This is a genomic window from Brevundimonas mediterranea (assembly GCF_014196125.1).
In the GTDB taxonomy this organism is placed as follows: domain Bacteria; phylum Pseudomonadota; class Alphaproteobacteria; order Caulobacterales; family Caulobacteraceae; genus Brevundimonas; species Brevundimonas mediterranea.
Window position 1 is genome coordinate 96,543 of record NZ_JACIDA010000003.1, and the last position, 23,981, is coordinate 120,523.

Consider the following 23,981-nt stretch of genomic DNA (forward strand, 5'->3'; position numbering starts at 1 on the left):
TCTATCGGGTCGCGCGCGGCGCGTCGGGGCTTGAAGAGGCGGTCTGCAGCTCGGCCAGGGCCTTGGCGACCAGGGACGCCTTGGATCCGTTCGATCCCTTGACCATGACGATATCGCCGGCCGCCGCCAGCATGGACGCCTCGGCGGCGAGTTCGGCGGCGGTTTCGCGCCACAGGCCGCGTCGCGAGGCTGGCAGGGCGTCGTACAGGCGCCGCATCTCGGGGCCGGCCGCATGGACCAGATCCAGGCCGGCGGCCTCGATGGGCTGGGCCAGACCCTCGTGCAGGGCGCGGCTCTGGTCGCCCAGTTCCAGCATGTCGGTCAGGACCACGATCCGGCGCCCGGTCGTCGGGCGGGCGCCCAGGCTCTTGAACCCGGCGGTCATCGACAGGGGATTGGCGTTGTAGCTCTCGTCGATCAGGGTGAAGGCGCCGCCGGGCACGGCGACGGTGCGCGTCTGCCCCCGCCCCGCCAGAGGCTGGAAGCCGGCCAGGGCCTGCAGGCCCGTGTCCAGTTCGACGTCCAGGGCGTTCAGCATCAGCAGGACGCACAGGCTGTTCAGGCCCCAGTGGGCGCCGGACTGGGCCAGGCGGTACTCCAGCGACTTGCCAAACAGTTCGGCGAAGACGGTCGCCCCTTCCGCGTCCGGGCGGAAGTCCAGCAGCCGGGCGTCATGGCCCGGATCGGTCCCGAAGGTGGCCAGCCGCGCCCCGACCGTCCTGGCCGCGTCGCACAGGACGCCGGCGAAGGCCACGTCGCCGTTCGCCACCGCCGTCCCGCCGGGGACCAGGCCCTGGAAGATGGCGGCCTTTTCGCGCGCCACCCCGGCCTCGCCGTCGGCGAAGGCTTCGATATGGACCGGGCCGACCGTGGTCACACAGGCGGCGTGGGGCACGACGAAGCGCGACAGGGGCGCGATCTCGCCCGGGGCGTTCATGCCGATCTCGAACACGGCGCGCTGGGTCTCGACCGGCATCCGCGCCAGGGTCAGGGGCACGCCGATATGGTTGTTGTAGCTCTTGATCGAAGCATGAGCCGGACCGGCCAGATCCAGCCCCGCCTTGATCGCCTGGGTCACGCTGGTCTTGCCGACGCTGCCGGTGACGGCGCCGCGTTTGACATGGGGCGCCCGCTCGCGTGCGGCGACGCCCAGCGCCTCCAGCCCGTGCAGGGTGTCGGGCACGACCACATAGGCCCCGCCCTCGACAGGATGTTCGACCAGGGCCGTCGCAGCGCCCGCCGCAAAGGCGTTGGCCGCAAACTCATGCCCGTCGCGCGCGCCCTTCAGGGCCAGGAACAGGTCGCCGGCCACGATCTCGCGGCTGTTGTAGGTCAGGCCCGTAATCGGGCGGTCGTCGCCGTGCAGCACGCCGCCCGTGGCGGCGGCGACTTCGGCGGCCGTCCAGAGCGGGCGGGCGGTGGATTCAGGCATTCAGCGACAGGGCCTCGGACGCGACGGTGGCGTCGTCGAACGGATGAGTCGTCCCGCCGACGATCTGGCCCTGTTCATGCCCTTTTCCGGCGATGACCACCACATCCCCGTCGCGCATCATTTCGATCGCCGCCTCGATGGCCGCGCGACGGTCGCCGATCTCCAGCGCCTCGGGGCAGCCGGCGCGGACCTGGGCGCGGATTTCGGCCGGATTTTCACCGCGCGGATTGTCGTCGGTGACGATGGCCACGTCGGCCAGACGTCCGGCGATCTCGCCCATCAGGGGTCGTTTGCCGCGATCCCGATCGCCGCCGGCGCCGAAGACCACGATCAGCCGGCCCGTCGCATGGGGCCGCAGGGCGGTCAGCACCGTCTCCAGCCCGTCCGGCGTATGGGCGTAATCGACATAGACCTCGCCGCGGCCCGTCTCGGCGCCGATGCGTTGCAGGCGGCCTTGCGCGCCGGTCAGGCCTTCCAGGGCGCCGATCACCGCATCGGGTCGGTCGCCCGCCGCGATGCACAGGCCCGCCGCCACCAGAGCGTTCGAGGCCTGGAAGGCGCCGGCCAGCGGCAGCAGGATGTCGCGAACCTCGCCCCGCACGTCCAGGGTCAGACGCTGACCCTCCGGCGTGGCGCGGCGCCCGATCAGGGTCAGGTCGCGCCCGCGCTCGCCTACCCCCATCACGCCCAGACCGGCCATGATCGAGGCGGCGGCGAAGGCGGAATAGGCGTCGGAATCGGCGTTCAGCACCGCCGTGCGCCCGCGCGGCAGCAGGGCCTCGAACAGACGCATCTTGGCGGCGCGATAGTCGTCCATCGTGCCGTGATAATCGAGGTGGTCCTGGGTCAGGTTGGTGAAGGCGGCCGCCTTCAGCGCCACCCCGTCCAGACGCCGCTGGTCGATGCCGTGGGACGAGGCCTCGACCGCCACATGGGTCACGTCCTTGGCGGCCAGCTCGGCCATCAGGCGCGCGGCCTCGGCAGCGTCGGGGCTGGTCAGGCCGGGGCCGGTCAGGGCGTAGGTCCTGTCGCCCTTCTGGCCGACGACGCCCAGGGTGCCCATGCTGGCCGACTTGTGGCCCAGGCCGGCCCAGATCTGGCGGCAGAAGGCGGCGACCGAGGTCTTGCCGTTGGTGCCCGTCACCGCCACGCAGGTCCTGGGCTGGGCGCCGTAGAAGCCGCGCGCCGCGATGGCGTAGGCCCGGCGCACGTCGCCCGAGGTCACCAGCACCGGCGCGGCGCTGTCCGGCGTATCGGTCGGCGCCAGCACGGCGGCCGCTCCCTGGGCCAGGGCCTGGGGAATGAAGGCGCGGCCGTCCGCCGCCGTCCCCGGCAGGGCGACGAACAGGGCGCCCGGCGCGACCTTGCGGCTGTCGGAGGTCACGCCGGTGATGATCGGATCGGACGCCAGGTCGCGGCGCAGCAGGTCGGACAGGTGCAGGGCGCTCACAGGCCGTCTCCCTGCACGTCCTGATATTCCGGAATCTTTTCGCCGGTGGCCGTGCGCCAGCGGTCGTCGCGCCGCTCGACGCCCAGGAAGCCGGCGATCCGGTCGGCGATATTGCGCACGGCGGGCGCGGCCACATAGGCGCCGGTCTTGGGATAGGCGCCCGGCTCGTCCATCAGGATGAAGATTGCGTAGCGTTTGGCGTCCAGCGGGCCATCGACCGGGAAGACGGCGGCGAACGAGCCCAAGGCGCGGCTGGGATCATAACGGCCGTTGACCAGCTTGTTGGCCGAACCCGTCTTGCCTCCGACCCGCAGGCCCGGCGCATCGGCGAACCCGCCCGACCCCTTGACCACATTGCTGCGCATCAGCTCCAGAATGGCGCGCGACGTCTCTTCGGTGACGATCTGCTGCGGCTGGGCGCCCCACGCGCCGCCGCGACGCAGGGACAGGGGCACCATCCGCCCGCCGTTCGTCAGCGCGCCCATGGCCTGAACCATCTGGGCCGGGGTGATCATGATGCCGTAGCCGAACGACAGCGAGGCCAGGGTCGAACTGTCCCAACGGCGCGGCACGACCGGACGCGCCGATTCCTTCAGCTCGATCCCGGCGGCGTCCAGCAGGCCCAGACGGCGGAAATAGTCGCGCATCGTGTCCGGCCCCATCTGCACCGCTAGCTGCGACGTGCCGATGTTGGACGAGTGCAGATAGACTTCTTCCAGCGTCATCACGCGGTTCTGGGCGTGGAAGTCCTTGATCTTGCGGTCGCCGATCTGGAAGGCCTGCGAGGCGTCGAACAGGGTGCTCATGTCGGCCCGCCCGGTGTCGAGCCCGGCGGCCACGGTGAAGGTCTTGAACACCGACCCCATCTCATAGTGGCCCGAGACGGCGCGGTTCAGGGTCGCCCCGTCGGGCGCGGCGCCGCGATTGGACTGGCTGAAGTTCGGCCAGCTGGCCATGCCCAGGACTTCGCCGGTCTGGACGTCGGTGACGATGCCGACCGCGCCCTTGGCCTGGTTCTTGATCGCGGCGGCGGCCAGCTCGTTTTCCAGCACGCCCTGGACGCGCAGGTCGATGGACAGGGGGAAGCTCTCGCCCCGCTGGCCCGCCGCGCGGATTTCGTCGTTGAAGGCCAGTTCCGCGCCGGAGACCCCCTGCCCGCCCGTGTCGGCGTCGCCGATCAGATGCACCGCCGAGGTTCCCAGCGGATAGGCGCGGCGGTCTTCCGGCTCGAACGTCACGCCGCCCAGGGCCAGGTCGTGAACCGCCGCCTTCTCCTGCGGCGTCAGGCCGGTCAGCACGATCAGGCGGCGATCCCCGTCCAGCACCTTGCGCAGCCGCGCCGCCGGCAGGCGCGGCAGGGCGCGGCGCAGCTGACGGAAGGCCAGGTCGCGATCCCAGATCTCGGCCGGGTCCAGATAGAGGCCATAGTGGACGATATTGGTCGCCAGCAGTTCGCCGTTGCGATCGGTCAGGTCGCCGCGCACCAGGGCGTCGGGATTGGCCCCGGCCCAGCGGCCACCCGCCTCGCCGAACAGGGCCTTGTAGGAGGCGCCGATGGCCAGACCGGCGAAGACGCACGAGAAGACGATCAGGATCAGAAAGATGCGGACCCGCGTGTCCTCTTCGGGCCGCCCATCGGCGCGCGCCCGCTCGAATCCGTGCTCCAGCCGCCAGACCAGTTCCGACAGGCCGCGCCAGAAGGGCGACAGCCGGCCCTGCAGGTCCACGCCCGGCGCGGGACGATGATAGCGATGATCCTGAACGCTCACTGCACCGCCTCCGGCGCAGCGGCGGCGACCTCGGCGGGGGCCGCCTGCGCGACGGCGGGCGTGGCCGGCGCTGGGGCGGGCGCAGCCTTCAGCGCAGGAAGCTGGTCTTCCTTGGCCTGGCGATGCACCTCGACCGGCGCCAGGCCGATCTGACGCGACAGGCTTTCCAGCCGCGCCGGCTGCTCCAGCCGGGCGACCTCGGCGCGCAGCAGACGGACCCGCTGGCCGTTCTCGCGGATGTCCTGCTCCAGCTGGGCGATGCGGCTGCTCTCGCGCGCCGCCGCCGCCTTGGCCGCATAGACCGAGACGATCATCACGGCGACCAGGGCCACGCCGATGATCTCGATCCAGCGCACGCCGCGCACCTTCCAGTCGAACAGGCGATGCAGCGCGGTGCGGGAATAGGTGAAGAAGGGCGCCGTGGTCATGCCGCAGCCCTCCCGCCGATCCGGCCCCAGGCCGGCGCCTCGGTGCGGACGGCGGCGCGCAGCTTGGCCGAGCGGGCGCGGGGATTGGTCGAGCGTTCCCCCTCCCCTGCTTCGCGCGCACCCTTGAACTGAAGCGTGAAACTGGGCTTGCGCGGATCGACGGCGATCGGGGCGTGACGCGATCCGGCCGGCGTATTGCCGGTCCGCTCGGTCAGGAAGGCCTTGACGATCCGGTCCTCCAGCGAATGGAAGGTGACCACCGCCAGGCGGCCGCCGGGCGCCAGGGTCGCCTCGGCCGCCTCCAGCCCGCGCTCCAGCTCGCCCAGTTCGTCGTTCACCGCGATGCGCAGGGCCTGGAACACCCGCGTCGCCGGATGGATCGGTGCGCCGCGACGTCCGCCCAGGGCCTTCTCGACCACCTCGGCCAGATCCAGCGTGCGGTCGAAAGGCCGTTCGACGCGGCGGCGCAGAATGGCGGTGGCGACGCGGCCCGACTGGCGTTCCTCGCCGTACAGTTTGAAGATATGGGCCAGCGGCCCGTGGTCCCAGCTGTTGACGATGTCGGCGGCCGTCTCGCCCTCATCCGACATCCGCATGTCCAGCGGCCCGTCGCGCATGAAGGAAAAGCCGCGCTCGGCCTGATCCAGCTGCATTGACGAGACGCCGATGTCGAACACGGCGCCGTCCAGCTTCGCCTTGCCGCTGTCGGCGAAGGCCTGGGCCAGACCCGAGAAGGGCGTCCGCACCAGCTGAAACCGGTCGGGGAAGTCGACGGCGACCGCATCGGCGTGCGGCTGAACCGTCGGGTCGCGATCCAGACCGATCACCTGGGCGCCGGTCGCCAGGATGGCGCGGGTGTAGCCGCCGGCGCCGAAGGTGGCGTCGATCACGACGTCGCCGGGACCGGGCGCCAGAGCCTCGATCACCTCAGCCAACAGGACGGGGGCGTGGGGCGCTTCGCTCACGATCCGCCCCCCGCCAGCTTCATCTGGGCCGCCAATTTGAGGGCGCCGATCTGGGCCATGCCGGCCTTGGCCAGGGCGCGCTGTTCGGCGCGACGGGCCGCCCATTTCTCGCGCGACCAGATCTGGAACCGGTCGTTCAGGCCGACGATGATGACCGTGTCCTCCAGCCCCGCCTCGGCGCACAGACCCTCCGGCAGGGTGATGCGGCCGCCGGAGTCATAGGCCAGGCGCACCTGCTCGCCCATCACCTGCCACTCCAGCGCCGACCGCTCTTCCGAGCCGAACGGCAGGGACTCGATCATCTCGGCGTAGACGGCGAACAGGCGGTCGCCGCCCGCTTCCAGACAGTCCGCCTCGATGGAGGGAAAGATGAACACGCCGCCGGCTGCGCCGTTTTCGGTCGTGCGGAAATCGTTCGGGATCAGGAGACGGCGCTTGCCGTCCAGCTGCTTCTCGTAGGTCGAGAGAAACACGCCCTGCCAATCGAACCCTTCGGCCCGCCCCTAGATGCCTAGCGAACGCCCGACGCGCCCGCCTCTCAGCCCCAAATCATGCGACTGGGATAGCATGGGACGAAATGGGTCTCAATGGGATCGAAGCCAAGATTTAACCATGTTTTGACATGTGACGACTTAGGCACGCTTGAACATACAGAACATACACGGAACACGCCTAGTATTCACAGGCTGTGGGGCGTTCTAACCTTCCCTGACCCGTCAACAGGTTAACGACCGCAAAACTGCGGGAGCGTCGCCAGAACACTGAAATGCGGGGATAATCCGAACTCGGACCAGGCGACGCGCAATGGGGAGGCGCCGGCGTCCCACCCCACGGGCTCAAGAAGGCCGATAGGCCCGAGAAAAACCGGCCTCAAGTAGCGCGAAGCGCGATAGGCCTTAAAAAATGCCAGACGGCCTGTAAGCCGGGTTTTGTTCCGCCCCAGGCCGAAACCTGGAACGACGACGATCATTCCTCTGGACCGTCCATTGCTGAACGGTTCTCGCGACCTACCCGGACATCTGAGGCGGTGAGCCCCGCGAGGCGAACCCCGCGCGATGTCCCTATTTGGTCTTGCTCCAGGCGGGGCTTGCCATGCCGTCCCTGTTGCCAGGGACGCGGTGGGCTCTTACCCCACCCTTTCACCCTTACCGGCCTCGCAAGGCCGGAGGTTTGCTTTCTGTGGCGCTATCCCTCGGGTCGCCCCGGGCGGAAGTTATCCGCCGCCTTTTCACCGTGGAGCCCGGACTTTCCTCGACGGGATCAAGTCCCGCCGCGACCGCCCAGCCGTCTGGCGGGGGCTAGATGCGCCGCCGCGCCCCGCAGGTCAACAACAAGCTGGGAGACGGTCTCGGACGGTCGATTGACGAGGCTAGATCTCCGTGGCTGATGAGCGTGTCGGAGGTGGGGGCGGGCATGACGAATGGACAGTTCAACCAAGGCGCGCGACTGCTGCTCATCTTCGGCGCCGCCTCGCTGGCGGCGGTCGGCGTCGGTGCGGTCGTTTGCGCCGCCGGCGGCGTGCCGACGGGATCCTGGGCGCGAAATCTGGCGGCTTGGCTGATCGGCGCCTTGGCTGCGGCGGGGATGGCGGCGACAGTGCGGTTCGCTGTCCTGACGGCCGTGCCCTGGCTCGCGGTCGCCGGGCTGGCGGCGACCTTCTTCAATCCTGCCCAGGACGGCGTGCATCGCTGGGTTGACGCCGGGCCGCTGCACGTCAATGTCGCCATGGTCGTGCTGCCGTGTGCGGCGGTCGCCCTGGCGATGGCGGCGGATCGCTGGACCGTCTGGGTCGCGGCCTTCGCCGCCCTGGTGCTGCTGGTCGCTCAGCCGGACGCCTCCCAGGCCACGGCCCTGGCCGGGGTGATCGCCCTGGTCGCCGCCGTCAGGCTGCATAACCGCTCCACAAAGGCCGTGGCCATCGTCGGCGTGGGCTTGCTAGCCATGCTGGCCTGGATCCGGCCAGACCCGCTCCAACCGGTCGCGGAAGTGGAGGAGATCGTGGGGATGGCCTTCGGCCTATCGCCCGCCCTGGGCGGTCTGACACTGATCGCCCAGCTCGCCTTCGTCGCGGTTCCAGCCGCTCTGATCCGGTCTGACGACAGATTGCGCCTGGGCGGCCGAGCGCTGAGCCTCTGCCTGGCCTTGTGGGTGGTCACGCCGATGTTCGGCGCCTTCCCCATCCCCCTCGTCGGGGTCGGCATGAGCCCCATTCTGGGCGCCTGGCTGGGCGTGGGCCTGCTGGCCGCACTGCACCGCAGACCGCCCCCTAGTCCAGCACGCCCGTGACGCTCTCGACGCTGGCCAGTTGTAGCAGGCCGACCAGGCGGGCGCGGGTTTCGCCGTCGGCGACGCCGTCGACGCGGTCGGGACGCCAGTGGCGCTGGAAGGCGCGGACTGTGGTTTCGGTCTCGGCGTCATAGTCGCCGCCGGGCGTCAGCCCATAGCCCAGCCGGTGCAGGCCGGCGCGCAGCACCACCACCCCGATCCCTTGGTCGCCCTTCTGCAGCAGGCCGCCCAGGGCCTTGATCCGTTCGGCGGCAGGTTCAAACCACTGGCCGTGTCCCGCCTCGGCCAGCCGTTTCCACGGGAAGAGCTCGCCGGGATCCGTCTTGCGCTCGGGCGCCAGGTCGGAATGGGCGATGATGCGGTTGTCCGCAATGGTCCAGCGGTCCCGGATGTCGCCGATCAGGGCGATGACCGCCGCGATCTGGGCCTCGGGAAACAGCCGATAGCCGAACTCGTGGCCGGGGTTGACGATCTCTATGCCGATGGAGGCGGCGTTGCAGTCGTCCTCGCCGCGCCAGACCCCCGCCCCCGCGTGCCAGGCGCGCCGTTCCTCGGGCACGAGCTGGAAGATTCGGCCGTCTTCCTCGACCAGATAATGGGCCGAGACCTTGGCCTCGGGGTCGCGCAGCCGCGCCAGGGCGGCCTCGCCCGTCTCCATGCCGGTATAGTGCAGCACCAGCATGTCGGGCGGCCCGCGCCGCGCGTCGAAGTTCGGCGAGGGCGCCGCGATCAGATCAACCATGGCTTCAGGCCTCAGCGGCCGTGGCGCTCCCAGCCGTAGGCGACCCAGGTCCCGTCCACCTTGTGCGCCTCGATCACGTCCGGATCCCCGGCGCGGCGACGCGGCGCCAGGTTGCGGCGGGCGCGCATGGCCAGACCGGCCAGGAAGACCAGCACCCCGGCGAACAGGGCGATCACCGCGACGGCGGCGGCGGTGAACACGGCCAGGACCGCGCCCACGGCCAGAGCCGCGACGCCGGCGATCAGGCCGGCGATCCACATCACCGAGGCCACGAGGCCGTTGGGCCGGCGACGGGCGGCGATGCCGATGGTGGCGAGACGTTCAGGCTGGAACATGGGTCATCCTTTCAGGCGTCCCGAAGAACGCCCATCCCGCAATGTCGGTCCATCAGGCCTCGCGGTCAATGGATCACCCTTCGAGCCTGCGTGCGATGGATCGTCACTGTCGGCCTCAGAACATCGGCTGGTCGGCCAGGACCACCGCGCCCTCGCTGCGCATCCGCTCGCCTTCGATGCGGCGCATGACCGCCTGTGCCTGGGGATCTGCCATGACGCCGCCCAGCATGACCAGGGCCTGGGCCGCCTCGCTCTGGACCCCGAACATCTCGGACAGGGCTTCCCACGGCGACTTCGACTTGGGGAAATGCTTGAAGCGGACAGATTCTCCGGCGGGGATCTTGGCCAGGGCCTTGGCCTTGGCCACTGCCTCGGTCAGGCCACCCAGCTGGTCGACCAGGCCCAGCGGCAGGGCCTGGGCGCCGGTCCAGACCCGGCCCTTGGCGATCTCGCGCACGCGGGCCGGCTCCAGCTTGCGGCCCGTCGCCACGCGCGTGATGAAGTCGTCATAGATCCGGTCCATCGAGCCGGCGAAGGCGGCGCGCTGGCTGTTGGTGAAGGACTGGGTCGGCGAGAAGGCGTCGGCGTAGGGACCGCCCACCGTCAGTTCGCGCATGTCCACGCCGAACCGGCCCAGGGCGTCGGCGATCACGAACTTGCCGCCGAACACGCCGATGGAGCCGGTCAGGGTCGAGGGCTGGGCCACGATCCAGTCGGCTTCCGAACTGATCCAGTAGCCGCCGGAGGCCGCATAGGCGCCCATGGAGACCACCACCGGCTTGCCTGCCGCCTTGGCCGCGCGCACGGCGGCCAGAATCTGTTCCGAGGCTTCGGGCGATCCGCCCGGCGACGAGACGCGGAAGACGATGGCCTTCACGCCCTTGTCCTCGATGGCGTCATAGATGGCCTCGGCCGTGTCGTCCGAATGGATCGAAGAGCCGCCGCCGAAACCGCCGCCGTCGCTGCGTCCGGTCACGATGGCGCCCTCGCCGCCGACGATGGCGATGGCGTTCTTGCCCGAGCCGGTGCGCTCGCCCTTGTCCGAGGTGTACTGGCCGAACTCGACGATCTCGGCGCCCTTGCCGGCGCGGCGCTTGATCTCGGCCTCGGCCTCCTCGGCTTGGCCGATCTTGTCGATCAGCTTGTTCGCCAGGGCCTGTTCGGCCGAATAGGGGCCGGCCTCGATCACGGTCTTCAGCGCCGCCGGCGTCGTCTTGCGGTCCTGGGCCGCATTGGCCAGGGCGCTGTCATACAGCGAGGTCATCCAGGCCGTCATGGCCTCGCGGTGCGGGCCGGTATAATCGCTCTGGGTGTATTCGTTGACGGCGTTCTTGTACTCGTAACGCTGCTCGAAATCGGCGCGCACCCCGTATTTCTCGAACGCCCGCCCCAGGAATACGCTGTCGGCCGAGAAGCCGGTGGCCTGGAAGCCGGCCGTGTTCTGCATCCACAGTTCCGAGGCCGAGGCCCCGACCATATAGGTGGACATCACCGCCCCCATGGGCGCGAAGCCCTGGCTGTGGGCGATGACCGGCTTGCCTGAGGCGCGGAAGCGGCGGATCGCCTGGCGCAGCTCGTCGGCCGTGGCCGGGGTCATGCCGCTTTCCGGCAGGCGGATCAGCAGGGCCTTGACGTTCCCGTCGTCCTCGGCCTGGGCCAGGCCGTCCACCACCTGGGTCACCGACAGGCCGGACCCGCCGAAGGCCGCGAACGGATTGGTCGAGGGCTGGTCGCTGACGCCCTCGCGCAGGTCCAGCTCCAGCACCGAGGTCGCGGGCGCCGTCGGCTTGGACGAGCCGGCGATCGCCACGGTCAACAGCACCACCGGAATGACGACGACGAACAGGATCAGTCCGGTGAAGACACCCAGGACCGTCAGGAAGAATTGCTTCATGGGAGAAGGCGCGCTCGCAAGGGCCGAAAATGGCTCGGCTTCACCATAGCCTCGGAACGGTCACCGTCAAATGAACGTCCTGCAACCGGGACAGGGTCTTCGGCGCCGCACCCGTTCCTGTTGCGGCGCCGCGCGACGATTGATGCGCGTGCTGGAAATCCCTATATGAGCCGCAAGCGAGCGGGGGCCTGTCGCCCCGCGCCATAGACCGGAGACCGCCCCATGCTGGTCACCCTGATGAAATCCAAGCTGCACCGCGCCACGGTGACCCAGGCCGACCTCGATTACGAAGGCTCGATCGCCATCGACATGGACCTGCTGGATGCGGCGGGCATCTTCCCGCACGAGCAGGTCGATGTGCTGAACATCACCAACGGCGCGCGGTTCACCACCTACGCCATCGAGGCCCCGCGCGGCTCCCGGGTCATCGGCGTCAACGGCGCCGCCGCCCGCCTGGTCCAGAAGAATGACAAGGTGATCGTCGTCACCTACGGCCAGTTGCCCCAGGAAGAAGCCCGCCAGTGGACGCCGAACGTCGTCCTGCTGGACGACGCCAACGAGATCAAGCGCGCCGGCTGACGCCCGCCCCTTTCCCACCAGGGAAACGATCGCCCCTCACGCCGAATGCAAAAAAGGCCCGCCGTCGCCGGCGGGCCTTTCTTCATTCCGAGCCGGGGATCAGCGGGCGATGTCGTAGACGCCGGTGATGTCGACCCGAACCGTCAGTTCGCCGGCGGCGACCGGAGTGCTGTCGCGGCTTTCCATCGCCATGGCGCGCGCGGCGAACATCGGTTGCGGCGGCGCGGGCGAATAGCCGCCGCCTTCGCTCAGGTTGCGGATGCCGGCCAGCTGGACGTTCAGGGCCTGGGCGTACAGCTGCGCCTTGGCCTGCAGGGCCCGCACGGCCAGCTGACGCGCGCGATCCTCGGCCGCGGTCGGATCCTTCAGGCCGAAGCTGATGCCGTCGATCTGGTTCACCCCGGCGGACACCACGGCGTCGGCGGTGGTCCCGACCTTGGTCAGGTCGTTGATCGTCACCGTCACCCGGTTCACCGCCTGATAGCCGCGCAGCTTGGGCGGTTCGTTCTGCACATAGTCATATTGCGCCGACAGGTTCAGGCCCGAGGTCTGGACGTCGCGCTCGGCGATCCCGGCGCGGCGCAGGGCGGCCATGACCTGGGTCATCCGGGTCGCATTGTCGCGCATGGCCTCCTGGGCCGTCGCCGCCTCGGTCTGGACGCCGAAGCTGATGGTCGCCATGTCCGGCGCGGCCTTGACCTCGCCATAGGCCGACAGGTTCAGCGAGGGCGCCGGCTGCATCATCTGCACCGGCTGCACGGTCTGGGCCATGGCCGGCGCGACCGCGCTCAGGGCGACGGCGGCCGTCAGGGCGCTGCCCAGCATCAGGGATTTGAACGCGCTTTTCATGGGGTAGTCTCCGTAGAACGATCCCGACCGACAGGTTCGTCGATCCATGGCCGCAACCTTGGCCTTTTATGCCTGAACCAACGCCCGCGCTTCCATGCGGTTTCCGTTCATCTTCATGAATTCGCCGAAAGCTGTCTGACGACCCCGCGCCCCTTGGCAAGCCGCGCCAACCCCTGCTAGGCGGTTCCTCCCGCCACGCCGCGCGCCAGGACCGCCGGTCCCGTCGCGTCCTGGGGGCCTGTAGCTCAATGGTTAGAGCCGACCGCTCATAACGGTCTGGTTGGGGGTTCGAGTCCCTCCGGGCCTACCACTCCTTCCAGACGCCCCATGGGCCGGGCAACCATGTTCATCGCCCGCCGTTCTGCCTGCCGAACCATTATCCGCAGGAAACGCCCATGCCCCAAGCCTCCCGCTTCGCCCTCGTCGCAGCCGCCGCCACCCTGGTCGCCGGTGCTGCCCAGGCTCAATCCACCGGCGCTCAGACGACCCAGGACCGGCTGGGCGCCGTCGTCGGCGCCTTGTTCGGGGATCGTCTCGGCCTTTCCGCCATGGACCAGGCCTGGCTGCGCGGGGGACGCCCGCTCAGGGACGGTCAGGCCCAGTTTACGACCCGTATCGACGCCAGCCTGCGCACGGGCGCGGTCTCGAGTTCGGCGGCCGCGCGGCTTCGCAGCGACTACGTCGCCTTGGTCGATCTTGAAACGCGCTACGCGGCCGACGGCCGGATCTCGACCGACGAAAGAAGCGACCTTAACGCGCGCTATAACGCCCTGACCCAAAACTTGGAATCGAGTCCGGCTGACTACGGGCAGGCCGACAGCGTGGCCCAGGGGCGCGCCGCCTTCGGGGCGCGTGTCGACGCCGCCGTTGCGGCCCGTCGCATAAGCCGCACCGAAGCCACGCGGTTGAAGACCGATTATCAAGCCCTCATCCAGGTCGAGAGCCGGTATCAGGCCGACGGATCGATAACCGCGACCGAGCGCGCCGATCTGGACGCGCGACTGGATGCGCTCGACGCCCGCGTCGGCGACGGCCCGGCGTCTCAGCCCACCAAGCAGACGCCGCGCGCGCGTCTGACGACCCTCGAAACGTCGTTGGCCGGCGCCGAACGTGCGGGCGCGATCACGCGCTCTGAGGCCGCCGATGTGCGGGTCGAACTGGGCGATTTGCAGCGGCTGGATGCTGCCTATTCGCGTTACACGCCGTCATCCGACGAGGCCGCCTATCTGACCCGTCGCATCGGCGAGCTGGAAGCGCGCGTCCGCCGCTGATTGTCGCGGCGGCGGTCGCCGTCAGTCGGGCGTCGTCGTGCGGGTCCACCGTTCCACGTCCGGCTGGAGCCCGATCAGGGCCAGGCCCGCGGCGATGGATTCGAACTCGCCGCCGGTCTCGATCCGGTCGGGGCCGAAGCGGCGGTGGAACAGGGCGCGGACGGCGGGGGTCAGGGAGGTGCCGCCGGTCAGGAAGACCCGGTCGATCCCCTCCAGCGGCAGACCCGAGGCCTGGAGCGCCTCGTCCAGGGCGGTCTCGATGGCGGTCAGTTCCGGCGCGATCCAGGCCTCGAACTGGGCGCGCGTGACCGGTTTCTCGATCCGCACGTCGCCGGCCACGAACGAGAACTGGGCCGTCTCGGCCCGCGACAGGTCCTGTTTCAGGGTCGAGACGGCGCGGTACAGGGCGTGGCCGTGGTTGTCGTCCAGCACCTCGATCAGCCGCTCGATCTTCTCGGGCTCCAGCGAGGTCGAGGCCAGGCCCCGGATGTCGCGCATGTCGCGCGAGGCCCGCAGCAGGGCCAGCTGGTCCCAGCGGGCGAAGGCGGAATAATAGCGCTGGGGCGCCGGCAGGGTCTTGCCCAGGCTGGTGTAGAAACTGCCCTTGCCCAGTTCCGGCGACACCAGATTGTCGATGATCCGATAGTCGAAGGCGTCGCCCGCCACCCCGACCCCCGACCGGGCCAGGGGCGTGGACTTCAGCCCGTCGGGCGTGCGTTCGAAACGGATGATCGAAAAGTCGCTGGTGCCCCCGCCGAAGTCGGCGACCAGGACGGTGGCGTCCTGTTCCAGTGTGCGGGCGAAATAGAAGGCGGCGCCGACCGGCTCATAGGCGTAGCGGACGTCCTCGAACCCCAGCCGCTTGAACGCCGTCTCGTAGCGCGACAGGGCCAGGGCCTCGTCGGGCCGGCCGCCGGCGAAGGTGACGGGCCGGCCGACGATGACGCGCGGCGGCAGGTCGGCCATGGCGGCGCGCGCATGGTGGCGCAGCTTCAGCAGGAAGGCCGACAGCAGGTCCTCGAACGTATAGCGGCGGTCGTGGATGCGGGTCTCGGTGAAGGCGGCGCTGGCGGCGAAGGTCTTGAACGACTGGATGAACCGGGTGTCGTGCGGATCCTCGACATAGGCCTCGATGGCCCAGGGCCCGGCCTCGACGATCCGTTCGGGCCGCCCCTCGCCCTCGGCGGCGTGGAACTGGAAGCTCAGGGCCGAGCGGAAGGTGGCGGTCTCGCCGTCCTCGATCGCGAACTGCACCAGGACGGCGCCGGTCGTCGGGTCAGCCAGGGCGACGACGGAATTGGTCGTGCCGAAATCTATGCCGATCGTCAGCGGCTGTGGCGTGGTCATGACCCGGCTCCTCGAAGGGCGGGCTTCCTACAGCGTCCGGGCGCAATAGGAAACGCCGGATCGGAGCTTTACCGGCGGTTCGTCGCCTCGGCGTGTCGCGCCAGCAAGGCTTCGGCCTGGTCCAGGTGCAGGCGTTCGACCATGGCGCCCCCGACCCGGATCGCGCCACGTCCCCCGCCCTCCGGCGCCGCGAAGGCCTCCACCACGGCGCGGGCCTCAGCGACCTCGGCCTCGGACGGCGAGAAGGCGGCGTTGGCGGCGGCGATCTGCGACGGGTGGATCAGGCTCTTGCCGTCGAACCCGTACAGCCGCCCCTGCGCCGCCTCGGCCGCCAGACCGTCCGCATCCTCGATCCGGTTGAACACCCCGTCGATCGCCAGCAGCCCATGCGCCCGCGCCGCCACCACCAGGGCCGCCAGCCACGGCTTGAACGGTTCGCGGTCCGGCGCTGCGCCGGTCCCCAGGGCCTTGGCCAGGTCGTTGACCCCCAGCATCAGCCCGTCCAGCCGCCCGCCCGCCGCCGCAATATCGTGCAGCGCGATCAGGCCGCGCGGCGTCTCGATCATGGCCCACAAGTCGGCGCCCTGCGCGCGGGCCGAGATCGCGTGGACCGTCTCGACCGTCTCCACCTTGGGCGCGACGATCAGGCCGACGCCCGCCTCCGCCAACGCGTCCAGATCATCCTCGCCCCAGTCGGTGTCCAGGGCGTTGATCCGCACGCCCAGCCGTGGCCCGAACCCGCCTGCCTTCACCGCCGCGACCGCCGCCGCCCGCGCCTCGCCCTTGGCCTCGGGCGCCACCGCGTCCTCCAGGTCCAGGATCGCCACGTCGCAGTCCAGACCCCGCGCCTTCTCCACCGCCCGCGCGTTCGACGCCGGCAGATACAGGACGCTGCGGACCAGATCGCCCCGCATCAGACGCGCCCGGTCACAGGCACCAGGGCCCCGGTCATGGCCCGGCTCTCGGGCGAGGCCAGGAACAGGATCACCGCCGCCAGATCGGCCGGCGCCACCCAGGTCGCCGGATCGGCGTCCGGCATGTCCTTGCGGTTGGCCGGGGTGTCGATGATCGAGGGCAGGACGGCGTTGACCGTCACCGACGTCGTCTTCAGCTCCTCCGCCAGGGCCTGGGTCAGGGCGTGGACGCCCAGCTTGGCCGCCCCATAGGCCCCCATGCCCGCGCCGGGCTTCAGCGCGGCGGCCGAGCCGACATTGACGATCCGCCCGTCCGAGGCCGCCTTCAGATACGGCAGGGCCGCGCGGCTGGCGTTCAGGGCCGTGGTCAGGTTCAGCGCCTGCATCCGGTCCCAGGCCGGCGCCGCGTCGTCCGTCGTCTGCCAGACGAAGCCCCCGGCGATGTTCGCCAGCACATCCAGCCGCCCGAACCGGCTGATCACGGCGGTGAAGGCGGCCTCGGCCTGGGCCGCGTCGGTCAGGTCCACCCCGCCGATCTCCAGCACCCCGGCCGGAACCGGATGACCCTCGGCATGGTCGATGACAGCGACCGCCAGCCCCGCCACCCGCGCGGCCTCCAGAACGGCCCGGCCCAGCACCCCGTGCCCGCCGGTAATCACCATCACCCGTTGCGTCATCTCGTCCTCCATCCCTTCCCCCTCTTGTTCTTCAGCTCAACCGGCGGCGAAGACCTTGGCCATCAGCCGCTCCAGCCCCGCTTGGTCCACCGCGTCGAAGGCGGCCGGCGTGGTCGCATCCACGTCGAACACGGCGATCAGCGCGCCCGCCGCGTCCAGCACCGGCACCACGATCTCGCTGGCCGAGCGGCTGTCGCAGGCGATATGGCCGGGGAAGGCGTGGACGTCCTCGACGATCTGCGTCAGCCGCTTCGCCGCCGCCGTCCCGCACACCCCGCGTCCGAAGGCGATGCGCAGGCAGCCCAGCGTCCCCTGATACGGCCCGACCACCAGTTCGTCGGCCTTGTCCGGCGCCACGACGTAGAACCCCGTCCAGAAGAAATGGTCGAAGGCGTCGGCCAGCATCGAGGCCACCGTCGCCATCCGCGCCGTCACATTCGGCTCCCCGTCCAGCACGGCCAGCACCTCGGCCTCGACCTCGGCGTAACGGTCCGCCTTGTCGGCGGGGCGGTCGTCGCGGGCGACATAGGACATGGGCGGCTCCTTCGATTCGCAGCCGATATAGGGGGCGGTCGCCTCCAACGCGAGCTTTCGCCTCAGCGCCGAAATTTCTAAACGTCGGAAATCACACAACAAGGTTCTTCAGTCCGAAAATAGGGGCTTGCTGCCGCACAGCTTTGTCGCAAAACAGCGTTAACCATGATGAATAATCGGACCTGTCGGCGCGCGTGGGCGTCGTCCTGCGTCATGGCGTACACAGGATTATCGGGGGCGACGGCGACTGATGAAGGAGCACGACAAAACGGCGCACGACCCCTTCCGTCTCCAGCGGCATCGCACGCCCCTGGCCGGCGGCGCCCTAGCGATCGTGGTCCTTCTGATCGCCGTTCTGCTCCTGGCCAGTTGCGGCGACGGCCGGCCGGGCTTCTGGCGTCGCGGCGGCCAGAACGAAGCCGCCCTCTCCTGCCCCCGCCCCGCCTCGGTGACTGGGTCCGAATTCAACGCCCAGGAGGCCGGTCTGCGGGCCCTGCGCCGCGCCGCCTTCCGCGGCGACGTCTTCGCCCAGCTGGAGCTAGGCTCGCGCTACGCCGCCGTCCGCGCCACCGACAAGAATATCGAGGACCCGATCGAAAGCGCGGTCTGGTACGCCATGGCCCTGGCCAATGACGAGGGCTACGCCCCTATCAATGGGGTCGATCGCAAGGGCGGCGTGTTCGGCGGCGGCCTGCGCCCCCTGTCGAAATACGACGACTGCCGCGCCTTCGAACGCCACCGCGCCTATCAGGTGCTGGACCGCCAGCTGTCGCGGATGAGCCGCCAGGAGCAGGAGGCGGTGCGCGACCGGGTCATCTACATCCTGTCGACCCAGGACGCCGAGGGCTATCGCACCCTGGCCCGGCTGCACGACGGCCTGTACGGCCCGTTCGGCGAGCCCGAGGACAATCCCGAGGCGCGCGAGGCCCTGGGCCGCGCGCCCGACGGCCAGGGCCTCGGCCAGAAGCGTCCCCGCGGCGGCTATTGGGCGGCGATCAACCTGTTCCAGCGCAACGACGTCGACGCCTACCTCTACAACTATCTGGCGGTTCAGACCGGCGACGTCGGCGCCTATGTGCTGATGAAGGATTTCGAACGCTCGTCGCCCGGCCGCGCCCAGTACGCCGGCTTCGTCGAGGCCAAGGCCCGCCAGTGGACGCCGCCGTTCGAATTCTACCCGCTTGAAGCCCCCGCCTCTGGCGTGCCCTTCTCGGATGAATCCCGGCCGCGCGGCGACGCCTATGAATACGCCCTGTCGCGGCTTCAGGGCGAACTGCCCTTCGTCCATGTCGGCCGCGCCCTGCGCTATCTGGGCGTGACCCAGGAGACAGTCACCGCCCCCGAGCAACTGTCCCGGCAACAGATCGAGGCCTTCGAGGCCATGATCGGCCATGCGACCGAAAGCCGGCTGTCCCCGGTCGAACGGGTCCGCGCCATTCAGCTGGCGGCCGTCAACGGCTCGTCCGAGGCCCAGCTGGTCCTGGCCGTCATGTACGCCGAGGGGATCGGCCTGCCCGCCGACTACGCCCGCTCGTTCAAGTGGTTCAGCGAGGCGGCCCGCCAGGGCAGCCCCGAGGCCAAGTTCGCCATGTCCACCTATTTCGCCCTCGGCGTCGCCGGGGTGGCGGATCAGGACAAGGCCGACGCCGTCGCCTTCCGCATTGAATCCGCGCTGTCGGGCTTCGGCCCCTCGGCCTCGCGTCTGCAGGCCCTGCTGTCCCAGGTGTCCCGCGCCCAACAACAGCGCCGTTAACAGGGAGGGTCTGGTCGCATGAACATCCGCTCGCTCGCGAAAGTCTCGCTCCTCGCGGCCTTCGCTTTTTCGACCCCGGCAGTCCTGCCTGACACGGTTCAAGCTCAGGTGGCCGCCAAGGTCGAGGCCCAGACCCGGCCGAACTTCGGCGTCCTGCTGGACCCGCCGACCCGCAGCCGGCCGCGCGCCCATCGCCGCTACGACTACGGCCGGTATCGCGGCCCCGACTGGCGTCCCCTGCCCCGTCCCCCTCATCAGGAAGAAGTCGTCCTGGTCGATTGCGGCGGCAATCCCGGTTCGGGCGCGATCGAAAGCGCAGTCCAGCGCGTGCGCCCCGGCGGCACCTTGATCATCCGCGCCCGGACCGGCGCCTGCGTCGGCTGGCTGAACATCGACAAGCCGATGACCATCATCGGCGACAGCGGCTTTGATCCGCGCCGCTGGGATGCGGCGACCCCGACCCTCCAGGCCCCGGACGGCCTGCCCTGCCTGACCGTCGCGCCCGGCGTCCGGGTCGAGGTCCGCGACCTGGTCTTCGCCTCGCCCCGCGCCGGCGACGCCGCCTGCGTGGTCGGCTACGACGCCGAGATCGTCATGAACCGGGTCGGCTTCCGCCACGTCGGCGACGAGGCCGCCATCTATGTCGACGGCGGCCTGCTGGACCTGCGCGACGTCCTGATCGACGCCCGCACCGTCTCGGCCGCAATCGTCGCCGACGGCGCCGCCGTGACCCTGTATGAGACCGCCGTCGCCGGGGCCCAGTCGGGCGTCGATCTGACGCCGGGATCGGGCGCCCCGTCCACCCTGACCTCGGTCACCCTGATCGGCTCGGAACAGCCTAACAATTTCGGCCCCCGCGCCATCGGCGTCATCGTCCGCGCCGCGCGCGACTACGGCCAGGTGGCCGTCAGCAACGCCAAGATCTGCGGCTATGTCGAGGGGGTGGCGGTCGAGGGCGCCTCGGTCTCGGTCTCCAACAGCCGGATCTGCAAGGGCGACAAGGGCGCCGTCCTCTATAACGGCGAGCTGCTGTTCGATCAAAACCGCGTCCGCGTGAACCAGGTCGGGGTCGCGGCCGCCTCGGGCCGGGCCGTGGTCACGGGCAACAGTTTCGCCGGCGTCCGCGACGCCATCTACGCCGAGGAACGCGCGACCATCCAGGCGCGCGGCAACAGCGTCTGGTCCCGCGATCTGTGCCGCCCCCGCTTCGAGAACCGCTACCGCGACCGCTACGCCCCGTCGTGGAACGGAAACGATGGCGGCTACGACTGCCAGCAGACCCCCTACCCCCGCGACTGGTGGGAGGTGGAAGACGGTCCCTATTTCGACCAGGCCTACGCCCTGGACGGTTACGACCGCTACAGCCAGGGCTACGGCTGGTACGACCGCGACGGTCGCTACATCCCCGACGACCGCTACCGCGGCGACGACCGCTGGCGCCGCGGCGGCTGGTTCTAGGGATCACGCTCACCTTCCCGTTCGCGAAGGCGACCTGTCCTCCCCCGCGCTTTCGCGCGCGGAGAGGTGACCATCTTCTCTGTCGTCATTCCGGGCGAAGCGCAGCGGAGACCCGGAACCCAGCGGCGCGCGAGAGCGCGAAGTTGTCGCGGACTCAGTCTCCAGAAGCGGTGCGGCGGATAGATTTCGCCTTCGGCGCCGCTGGGTTCCGGGTCTGCGGGCCAGGCGGCCCTCCGCCCGGAATGACGAAAGTGATGATCGACAACCTAGGCCAACTGTCACAATGACGCTGGTCTGAATTGAACGATTTCAACGCCCTAAAAGATTCTCGACCCTATTTCCCCGCCATGCCCGCCGGCGCCCGTATCATCCTCTCATCCCCGCCGATGGGGAGGGCGTCGGATCCAGCGCCCTGACGGCGGCGGGGCTGTGGTCGAGCGATGAAGCCGGCGGGAAGGAGACCGCCGGGGTCCTTAGGGGCGGCGATGGATGCCGCCTCCTGCTCGCCGCACGCCTAGGAAAGCGGGCCGCTGTCGATCCTTGTCGGCATGTCCGCCCCGGCGAAGCCGTCGCGAGGCGGCCCGCCGATCCGGCAAGGCTCGAAGACGAGGGCCGCCAGCCGGAGCGCGTGTGGAAAACGACCGCGTGGGACGACGACTGCGCCGAAACGGTACTTAAAACCTCAAACACCGGGTGCAGACCCGGCGTCCCACGCCCTCCCCAACTTCGCTGCGAAACCGGCGAAGGCGAAGACGCATGCCCGACGCGACACTGCGTCATCTTGTCAGACGGGGCAAAGCGCCCCACCTGAAGCTATCCAAAAATCACCCCTTCCCCCGCGACAGGAGCCTCGATGCCGCATGCCGACAGCCTGATTCTCACCCTGGTCGGAGGATTCGTCCTCGCCTTCGTGTTCGGCATGTTGGCCAATCGGCTGAAGCTGTCGCCCCTGGTCGGCTATCTGGTCGCCGGAGTGGCCGTCGGCCCCTATACGGGCGGCTTCGTCGCCGACACAGAACTGGCGCCGCAACTGGCCGAGATCGGCGTCATCCTGCTGATGTTCGGGGTCGGGCTGCATTTCTCGCCCAAGGATCTGATGCAGGTGCGCAAGGTCGCCGTGCCCGGCGCCCTGGTCCAGATCGCCGTCGCCACCGTCCTGGGCTGGGCCCTGGGCAGGGCGGTGCTGGGTCTGGGCGACGTCGAGGCCCTGCTGATGGGCTTCGCCCTGTCGGTCGCCTCCACCGTGGTCCTGCTGCGGGCGCTGGAGGAGCGCAAACAGGTCAAGGGCGAGGTCGGCCGCATCGCCGTGGGCTGGCTGATCGTCGAGGACATGGTCATCGTCATCGCCCTGGTCATGCTGCCCATGATCATTGTGCCCGCCGGAACCCAGACCGATCTCGCAGCCCTGGGCATGGGCATCGGCTGGACCCTGCTGAAGGTCGCCCTGTTCGTCGCCGGCATGCTGGTCGTCGGCGGCAAGCTGATCCCCTGGCTGCTGGTCCGCATCGCCCACACCCGGTCGCGCGAGCTCTTCACCCTGGGCGTCCTGGCCATCGCCCTGGGCATCGCCTGGCTGGCCTATTATCTGTTCCATTCGTTCGCGCTCGGCGCCTTCCTAGCCGGCCTGGTGATGAACGCTTCGCCCCTGGGCCACAACGCCGCCGAACGGTCCCTGCCCCTGCGCGACGCCTTCGCCGTGCTGTTCTTCGTCTCGGTCGGCATGTTGTTCGACCCAATGATCCTGGTGCGCCAGCCCTGGGCCGTTCTGGGGGTCCTCGGCATCGTCATCATCGGCAAGTCGCTGGCCGCCCTGGCCATCGTCCGCGTCTTCAGGCTGGACCGGTCCACCGGCCTGACCGTCGCCGCTTCCCTGGCCCAGATCGGCGAGTTCTCCTTCATCCTGGCCGCCCTGGGCGTCAGCCTGGGGGCCATGAGCCGCGAGACCCACGACCTGATCCTGGCCGCCGCCCTGCTGTCGATCTCGCTGAACCCCTTCGTCTTCCTGTTCACCGACCGGATGGGCGGCCGGCCCCGTCCGCCGGTCTCGGGCTCGCTCGAGGCCAAACAGGCCGCCATCGATCACAAGGCCGAAATGGCCGGCCCCAACCCGGCGACGTCGTGAAACTCCCCTTGGCCTCGAACCCCGATCATCGTTAACTGACCCCATGGACGCGACGAACACGACACAGGCCGCCCTCCACTATGGCGACGGCGAATTCGCGGTGTTGAAACCGGGACGGTTCGTGCGCTGCGCCGTCACGGAAAAGCCGATCCCGCTGGAGGTGCTGCGCTACTGGAGCCCGACCCGGCAAGAGGCCTATTTCGGCCCGGCCGAATTCATCGCCCGGATGACCGCCCCTTGATCGGCCGCCGCCCGCTGCTGCTCGGCTTCGGCGCGGCCCTGGCGACCCCTCGGATGCTGGGCGCCTCGGCTCTGCCCCAGGGCTCGGCTCAGGGCGCGGCTCAGGGCGCGGTCGATCTGGTCCTGAACGGCGCCTGGCGTCAGGGCGGCTACGCCCTGGGCCGCACCGAGCCGCGCGCCCTGATCCTCGTGGACGGCGAGGCCCTGTCGACCGCCTCGACCGACGGCCTCTTCATCGTCGGCTTCGACCGCGACGCCCCCGCCCTGGCCGAGATCGAAGCCCGATCCGGCGCCCGATCCACCCGCCGCGTCCTGGACGTCGCGCCCTACGCCTTCCCCTCGACCCGCGTGGACGGCCTGCCGCCCGCCACGGTCGAACCCAGCGATCCGGCGCTTCTGGACCGCATCCGCCAGGAGGTCGCCGTCAAGACCGAGGCCTTCGCCAGCCGGGCCGAGGCCGACGACTTCCGCGACGGCTTCATCTGGCCGCTCGAAACCTACCGCATCTCCAGCGAATGGGGCGCCCAGCGTATCCTGAACGGCACCCCGGCGCGGCCCCACTACGGCGTCGACCTGGCCGCCCCGGCCGGCACCGTGATCCGCGCCCCGGCCGACGGCCGCATCGTCTTCACCCGCCCGAACATGCATTTCGAGGGCGGCCTGACCCTGATCGACCACGGCCAGGGCCTGATCAGCGCCTATCTGCACCAGTCGCAACTGGACGTGACCCCGAACCAGCCCGTCCGGCGTGGCGATCCCCTGGGCCGCGTCGGCATGACGGGCCGCGCCACCGGCCCCCATCTGTGCTGGCGCCTGAAATGGCGCGACCGCAATCTGGACCCGTCCCTGCTGGTTGGCGCCCGCGCGCCCCGGCGTCCGGCCTGATTTTATGGTTCAGCTTGCGAGAGTAAGGATAAACACGTAGTTTCCCCGCCT

General features: G+C 69.8%; 22 protein-coding genes, 1 tRNA gene and 1 other RNA gene. 9 read left to right on the plus strand and 15 right to left on the minus strand.

The genetic code is table 11. The features are described from left to right. Window position 1 precedes the first annotated feature (1 nt). From GGR11_RS14170 to rnpB, 7 genes are all read right to left on the minus strand, one after another. Entirely contained in the window at window positions 2-1,432 is a 1,431-nt protein-coding gene (locus GGR11_RS14170) for a UDP-N-acetylmuramoyl-tripeptide--D-alanyl-D-alanine ligase (RefSeq protein WP_183198031.1), read from the minus strand. After that, window positions 1,425-2,882, minus strand: coding sequence for a UDP-N-acetylmuramoyl-L-alanyl-D-glutamate--2,6-diaminopimelate ligase (locus GGR11_RS14175; RefSeq protein ID WP_183198033.1), 1,458 nt, complete (start codon window positions 2,880-2,882; stop codon window positions 1,425-1,427). The genes GGR11_RS14170 and GGR11_RS14175 overlap by 8 nt, the downstream gene beginning before the upstream one ends. Then, on the minus strand, window positions 2,879-4,609 hold the full coding sequence (locus GGR11_RS14180; RefSeq protein ID WP_343051159.1) for a peptidoglycan D,D-transpeptidase FtsI family protein: 1,731 nt from the start codon (window positions 4,607-4,609) through the stop codon (window positions 2,879-2,881). Before GGR11_RS14180 ends, GGR11_RS14175 begins: the two co-directional genes overlap by 4 nt. A 38-nt stretch (window positions 4,610-4,647) precedes the next feature. Then, window positions 4,648-5,079: a cell division protein FtsL gene (gene ftsL / locus GGR11_RS14185; RefSeq protein WP_050771666.1), complete on the minus strand. Its 432-nt coding sequence runs from the start codon at window positions 5,077-5,079 to the stop codon at window positions 4,648-4,650. Continuing rightward, on the minus strand, window positions 5,076-6,044 hold the full coding sequence (rsmH, locus tag GGR11_RS14190) for a 16S rRNA (cytosine(1402)-N(4))-methyltransferase RsmH (protein WP_183198037.1): 969 nt from the start codon (window positions 6,042-6,044) through the stop codon (window positions 5,076-5,078). The genes ftsL and rsmH overlap by 4 nt, the downstream gene beginning before the upstream one ends. Next, complete coding sequence (locus tag GGR11_RS14195; protein WP_183198039.1) at window positions 6,041-6,517, minus strand: division/cell wall cluster transcriptional repressor MraZ; 477 nt, start codon at window positions 6,515-6,517, stop codon at window positions 6,041-6,043. The genes rsmH and GGR11_RS14195 overlap by 4 nt, the downstream gene beginning before the upstream one ends. Before the next feature lie 429 nt (window positions 6,518-6,946). Beyond that, an RNA gene (gene rnpB / locus GGR11_RS14200) (RNase P RNA component class A) lies at window positions 6,947-7,336 on the minus strand. A 10-nt stretch (window positions 7,337-7,346) separates the two neighbouring features. Here rnpB and GGR11_RS14205 point away from each other — a divergent pair. Next, window positions 7,347-8,330 carry a hypothetical protein gene (locus tag GGR11_RS14205; RefSeq protein WP_246331911.1) on the plus strand — a complete coding sequence of 328 codons (984 nt, stop codon included), beginning with the start codon at window positions 7,347-7,349 and terminating at the stop codon, window positions 8,328-8,330. Here GGR11_RS14205 and GGR11_RS14210 read toward each other — a convergent pair. From GGR11_RS14210 to sppA, 3 genes are all read right to left on the minus strand, one after another. Beyond that, the gene (locus tag GGR11_RS14210) at window positions 8,311-9,072 is read right to left on the minus strand and encodes a peptidoglycan recognition protein family protein (RefSeq protein WP_183198041.1); all 762 of its coding nucleotides are present in this window, start codon (window positions 9,070-9,072) and stop codon (window positions 8,311-8,313) included. The two genes, GGR11_RS14205 and GGR11_RS14210, sit on opposite strands and share 20 nt — an antisense overlap. A gap of 11 nt (window positions 9,073-9,083) precedes the next feature. After that, on the minus strand, window positions 9,084-9,407 hold the full coding sequence (locus GGR11_RS14215) for a hypothetical protein (protein ID WP_183198043.1): 324 nt from the start codon (window positions 9,405-9,407) through the stop codon (window positions 9,084-9,086). A 115-nt stretch (window positions 9,408-9,522) separates the two neighbouring features. Then, entirely contained in the window at window positions 9,523-11,301 is a 1,779-nt protein-coding gene (gene sppA / locus GGR11_RS14220; RefSeq protein WP_183198044.1) for a signal peptide peptidase SppA, read from the minus strand. A gap of 222 nt (window positions 11,302-11,523) precedes the next feature. Here sppA and panD point away from each other — a divergent pair, with 222 nt between their 5' ends. Beyond that, a complete protein-coding gene (gene panD, locus GGR11_RS14225; protein ID WP_008263195.1) occupies window positions 11,524-11,880 on the plus strand; it encodes an aspartate 1-decarboxylase in 357 nt (118 codons plus the stop codon). Between the two features lie 99 nt (window positions 11,881-11,979). Here panD and GGR11_RS14230 read toward each other — a convergent pair whose 3' ends face one another. Next, on the minus strand, window positions 11,980-12,729 hold the full coding sequence (locus GGR11_RS14230) for an SIMPL domain-containing protein (protein WP_183198046.1): 750 nt from the start codon (window positions 12,727-12,729) through the stop codon (window positions 11,980-11,982). A gap of 234 nt (window positions 12,730-12,963) precedes the next feature. Between GGR11_RS14230 and GGR11_RS14235 the strand changes: the two genes are divergently transcribed. Next, window positions 12,964-13,039, plus strand: a tRNA-Ile gene (locus GGR11_RS14235). 85 nt (window positions 13,040-13,124) lie between these two features. After that, on the plus strand, window positions 13,125-14,000 hold the full coding sequence (locus GGR11_RS14240; RefSeq protein ID WP_183198048.1) for a hypothetical protein: 876 nt from the start codon (window positions 13,125-13,127) through the stop codon (window positions 13,998-14,000). 21 nt (window positions 14,001-14,021) lie between these two features. Here GGR11_RS14240 and GGR11_RS14245 read toward each other — a convergent pair whose 3' ends face one another. The 4 genes from GGR11_RS14245 to GGR11_RS14260 form a co-directional block, all read right to left on the minus strand. Beyond that, window positions 14,022-15,347 (minus strand): Hsp70 family protein, encoded by a 1,326-nt coding sequence (locus GGR11_RS14245; protein WP_183198050.1) that lies wholly within the window; start codon window positions 15,345-15,347, stop codon window positions 14,022-14,024. Window positions 15,348-15,415: 68 nt separating this feature from the next. Further along, window positions 15,416-16,261: an HpcH/HpaI aldolase/citrate lyase family protein gene (locus GGR11_RS14250; protein ID WP_183198051.1), complete on the minus strand. Its 846-nt coding sequence runs from the start codon at window positions 16,259-16,261 to the stop codon at window positions 15,416-15,418. Next, a complete protein-coding gene (locus GGR11_RS14255; protein WP_183198054.1) occupies window positions 16,261-16,938 on the minus strand; it encodes an SDR family NAD(P)-dependent oxidoreductase in 678 nt (225 codons plus the stop codon). The genes GGR11_RS14250 and GGR11_RS14255 overlap by 1 nt, the downstream gene beginning before the upstream one ends. Window positions 16,939-16,974: 36 nt before the next feature. Then, window positions 16,975-17,472: a GAF domain-containing protein gene (locus GGR11_RS14260; protein ID WP_183198056.1), complete on the minus strand. Its 498-nt coding sequence runs from the start codon at window positions 17,470-17,472 to the stop codon at window positions 16,975-16,977. Between the two features lie 250 nt (window positions 17,473-17,722). Between GGR11_RS14260 and GGR11_RS14265 the strand changes: the two genes are divergently transcribed. From GGR11_RS14265 to GGR11_RS14285, 5 genes are all read left to right on the plus strand, one after another. Further along, window positions 17,723-19,225, plus strand: coding sequence for a tetratricopeptide repeat protein (locus GGR11_RS14265; RefSeq protein ID WP_183198058.1), 1,503 nt, complete (start codon window positions 17,723-17,725; stop codon window positions 19,223-19,225). 18 nt (window positions 19,226-19,243) lie between these two features. After that, complete coding sequence (locus GGR11_RS14270; RefSeq protein WP_183198060.1) at window positions 19,244-20,683, plus strand: right-handed parallel beta-helix repeat-containing protein; 1,440 nt, start codon at window positions 19,244-19,246, stop codon at window positions 20,681-20,683. Window positions 20,684-21,536: 853 nt separating this feature from the next. Beyond that, window positions 21,537-22,805 carry a cation:proton antiporter domain-containing protein gene (locus tag GGR11_RS14275; protein ID WP_183198063.1) on the plus strand — a complete coding sequence of 423 codons (1,269 nt, stop codon included), beginning with the start codon at window positions 21,537-21,539 and terminating at the stop codon, window positions 22,803-22,805. Window positions 22,806-22,848: 43 nt separating this feature from the next. After that, window positions 22,849-23,046, plus strand: a complete 198-nt coding sequence (locus GGR11_RS14280; protein ID WP_008261088.1) for a DUF2093 domain-containing protein — start codon at window positions 22,849-22,851, stop codon at window positions 23,044-23,046. Then, window positions 23,043-23,930, plus strand: coding sequence for a M23 family metallopeptidase (locus GGR11_RS14285; protein WP_183198065.1), 888 nt, complete (start codon window positions 23,043-23,045; stop codon window positions 23,928-23,930). Before GGR11_RS14280 ends, GGR11_RS14285 begins: the two co-directional genes overlap by 4 nt. The last annotated feature ends 51 nt before the right edge of the window (window positions 23,931-23,981 follow it).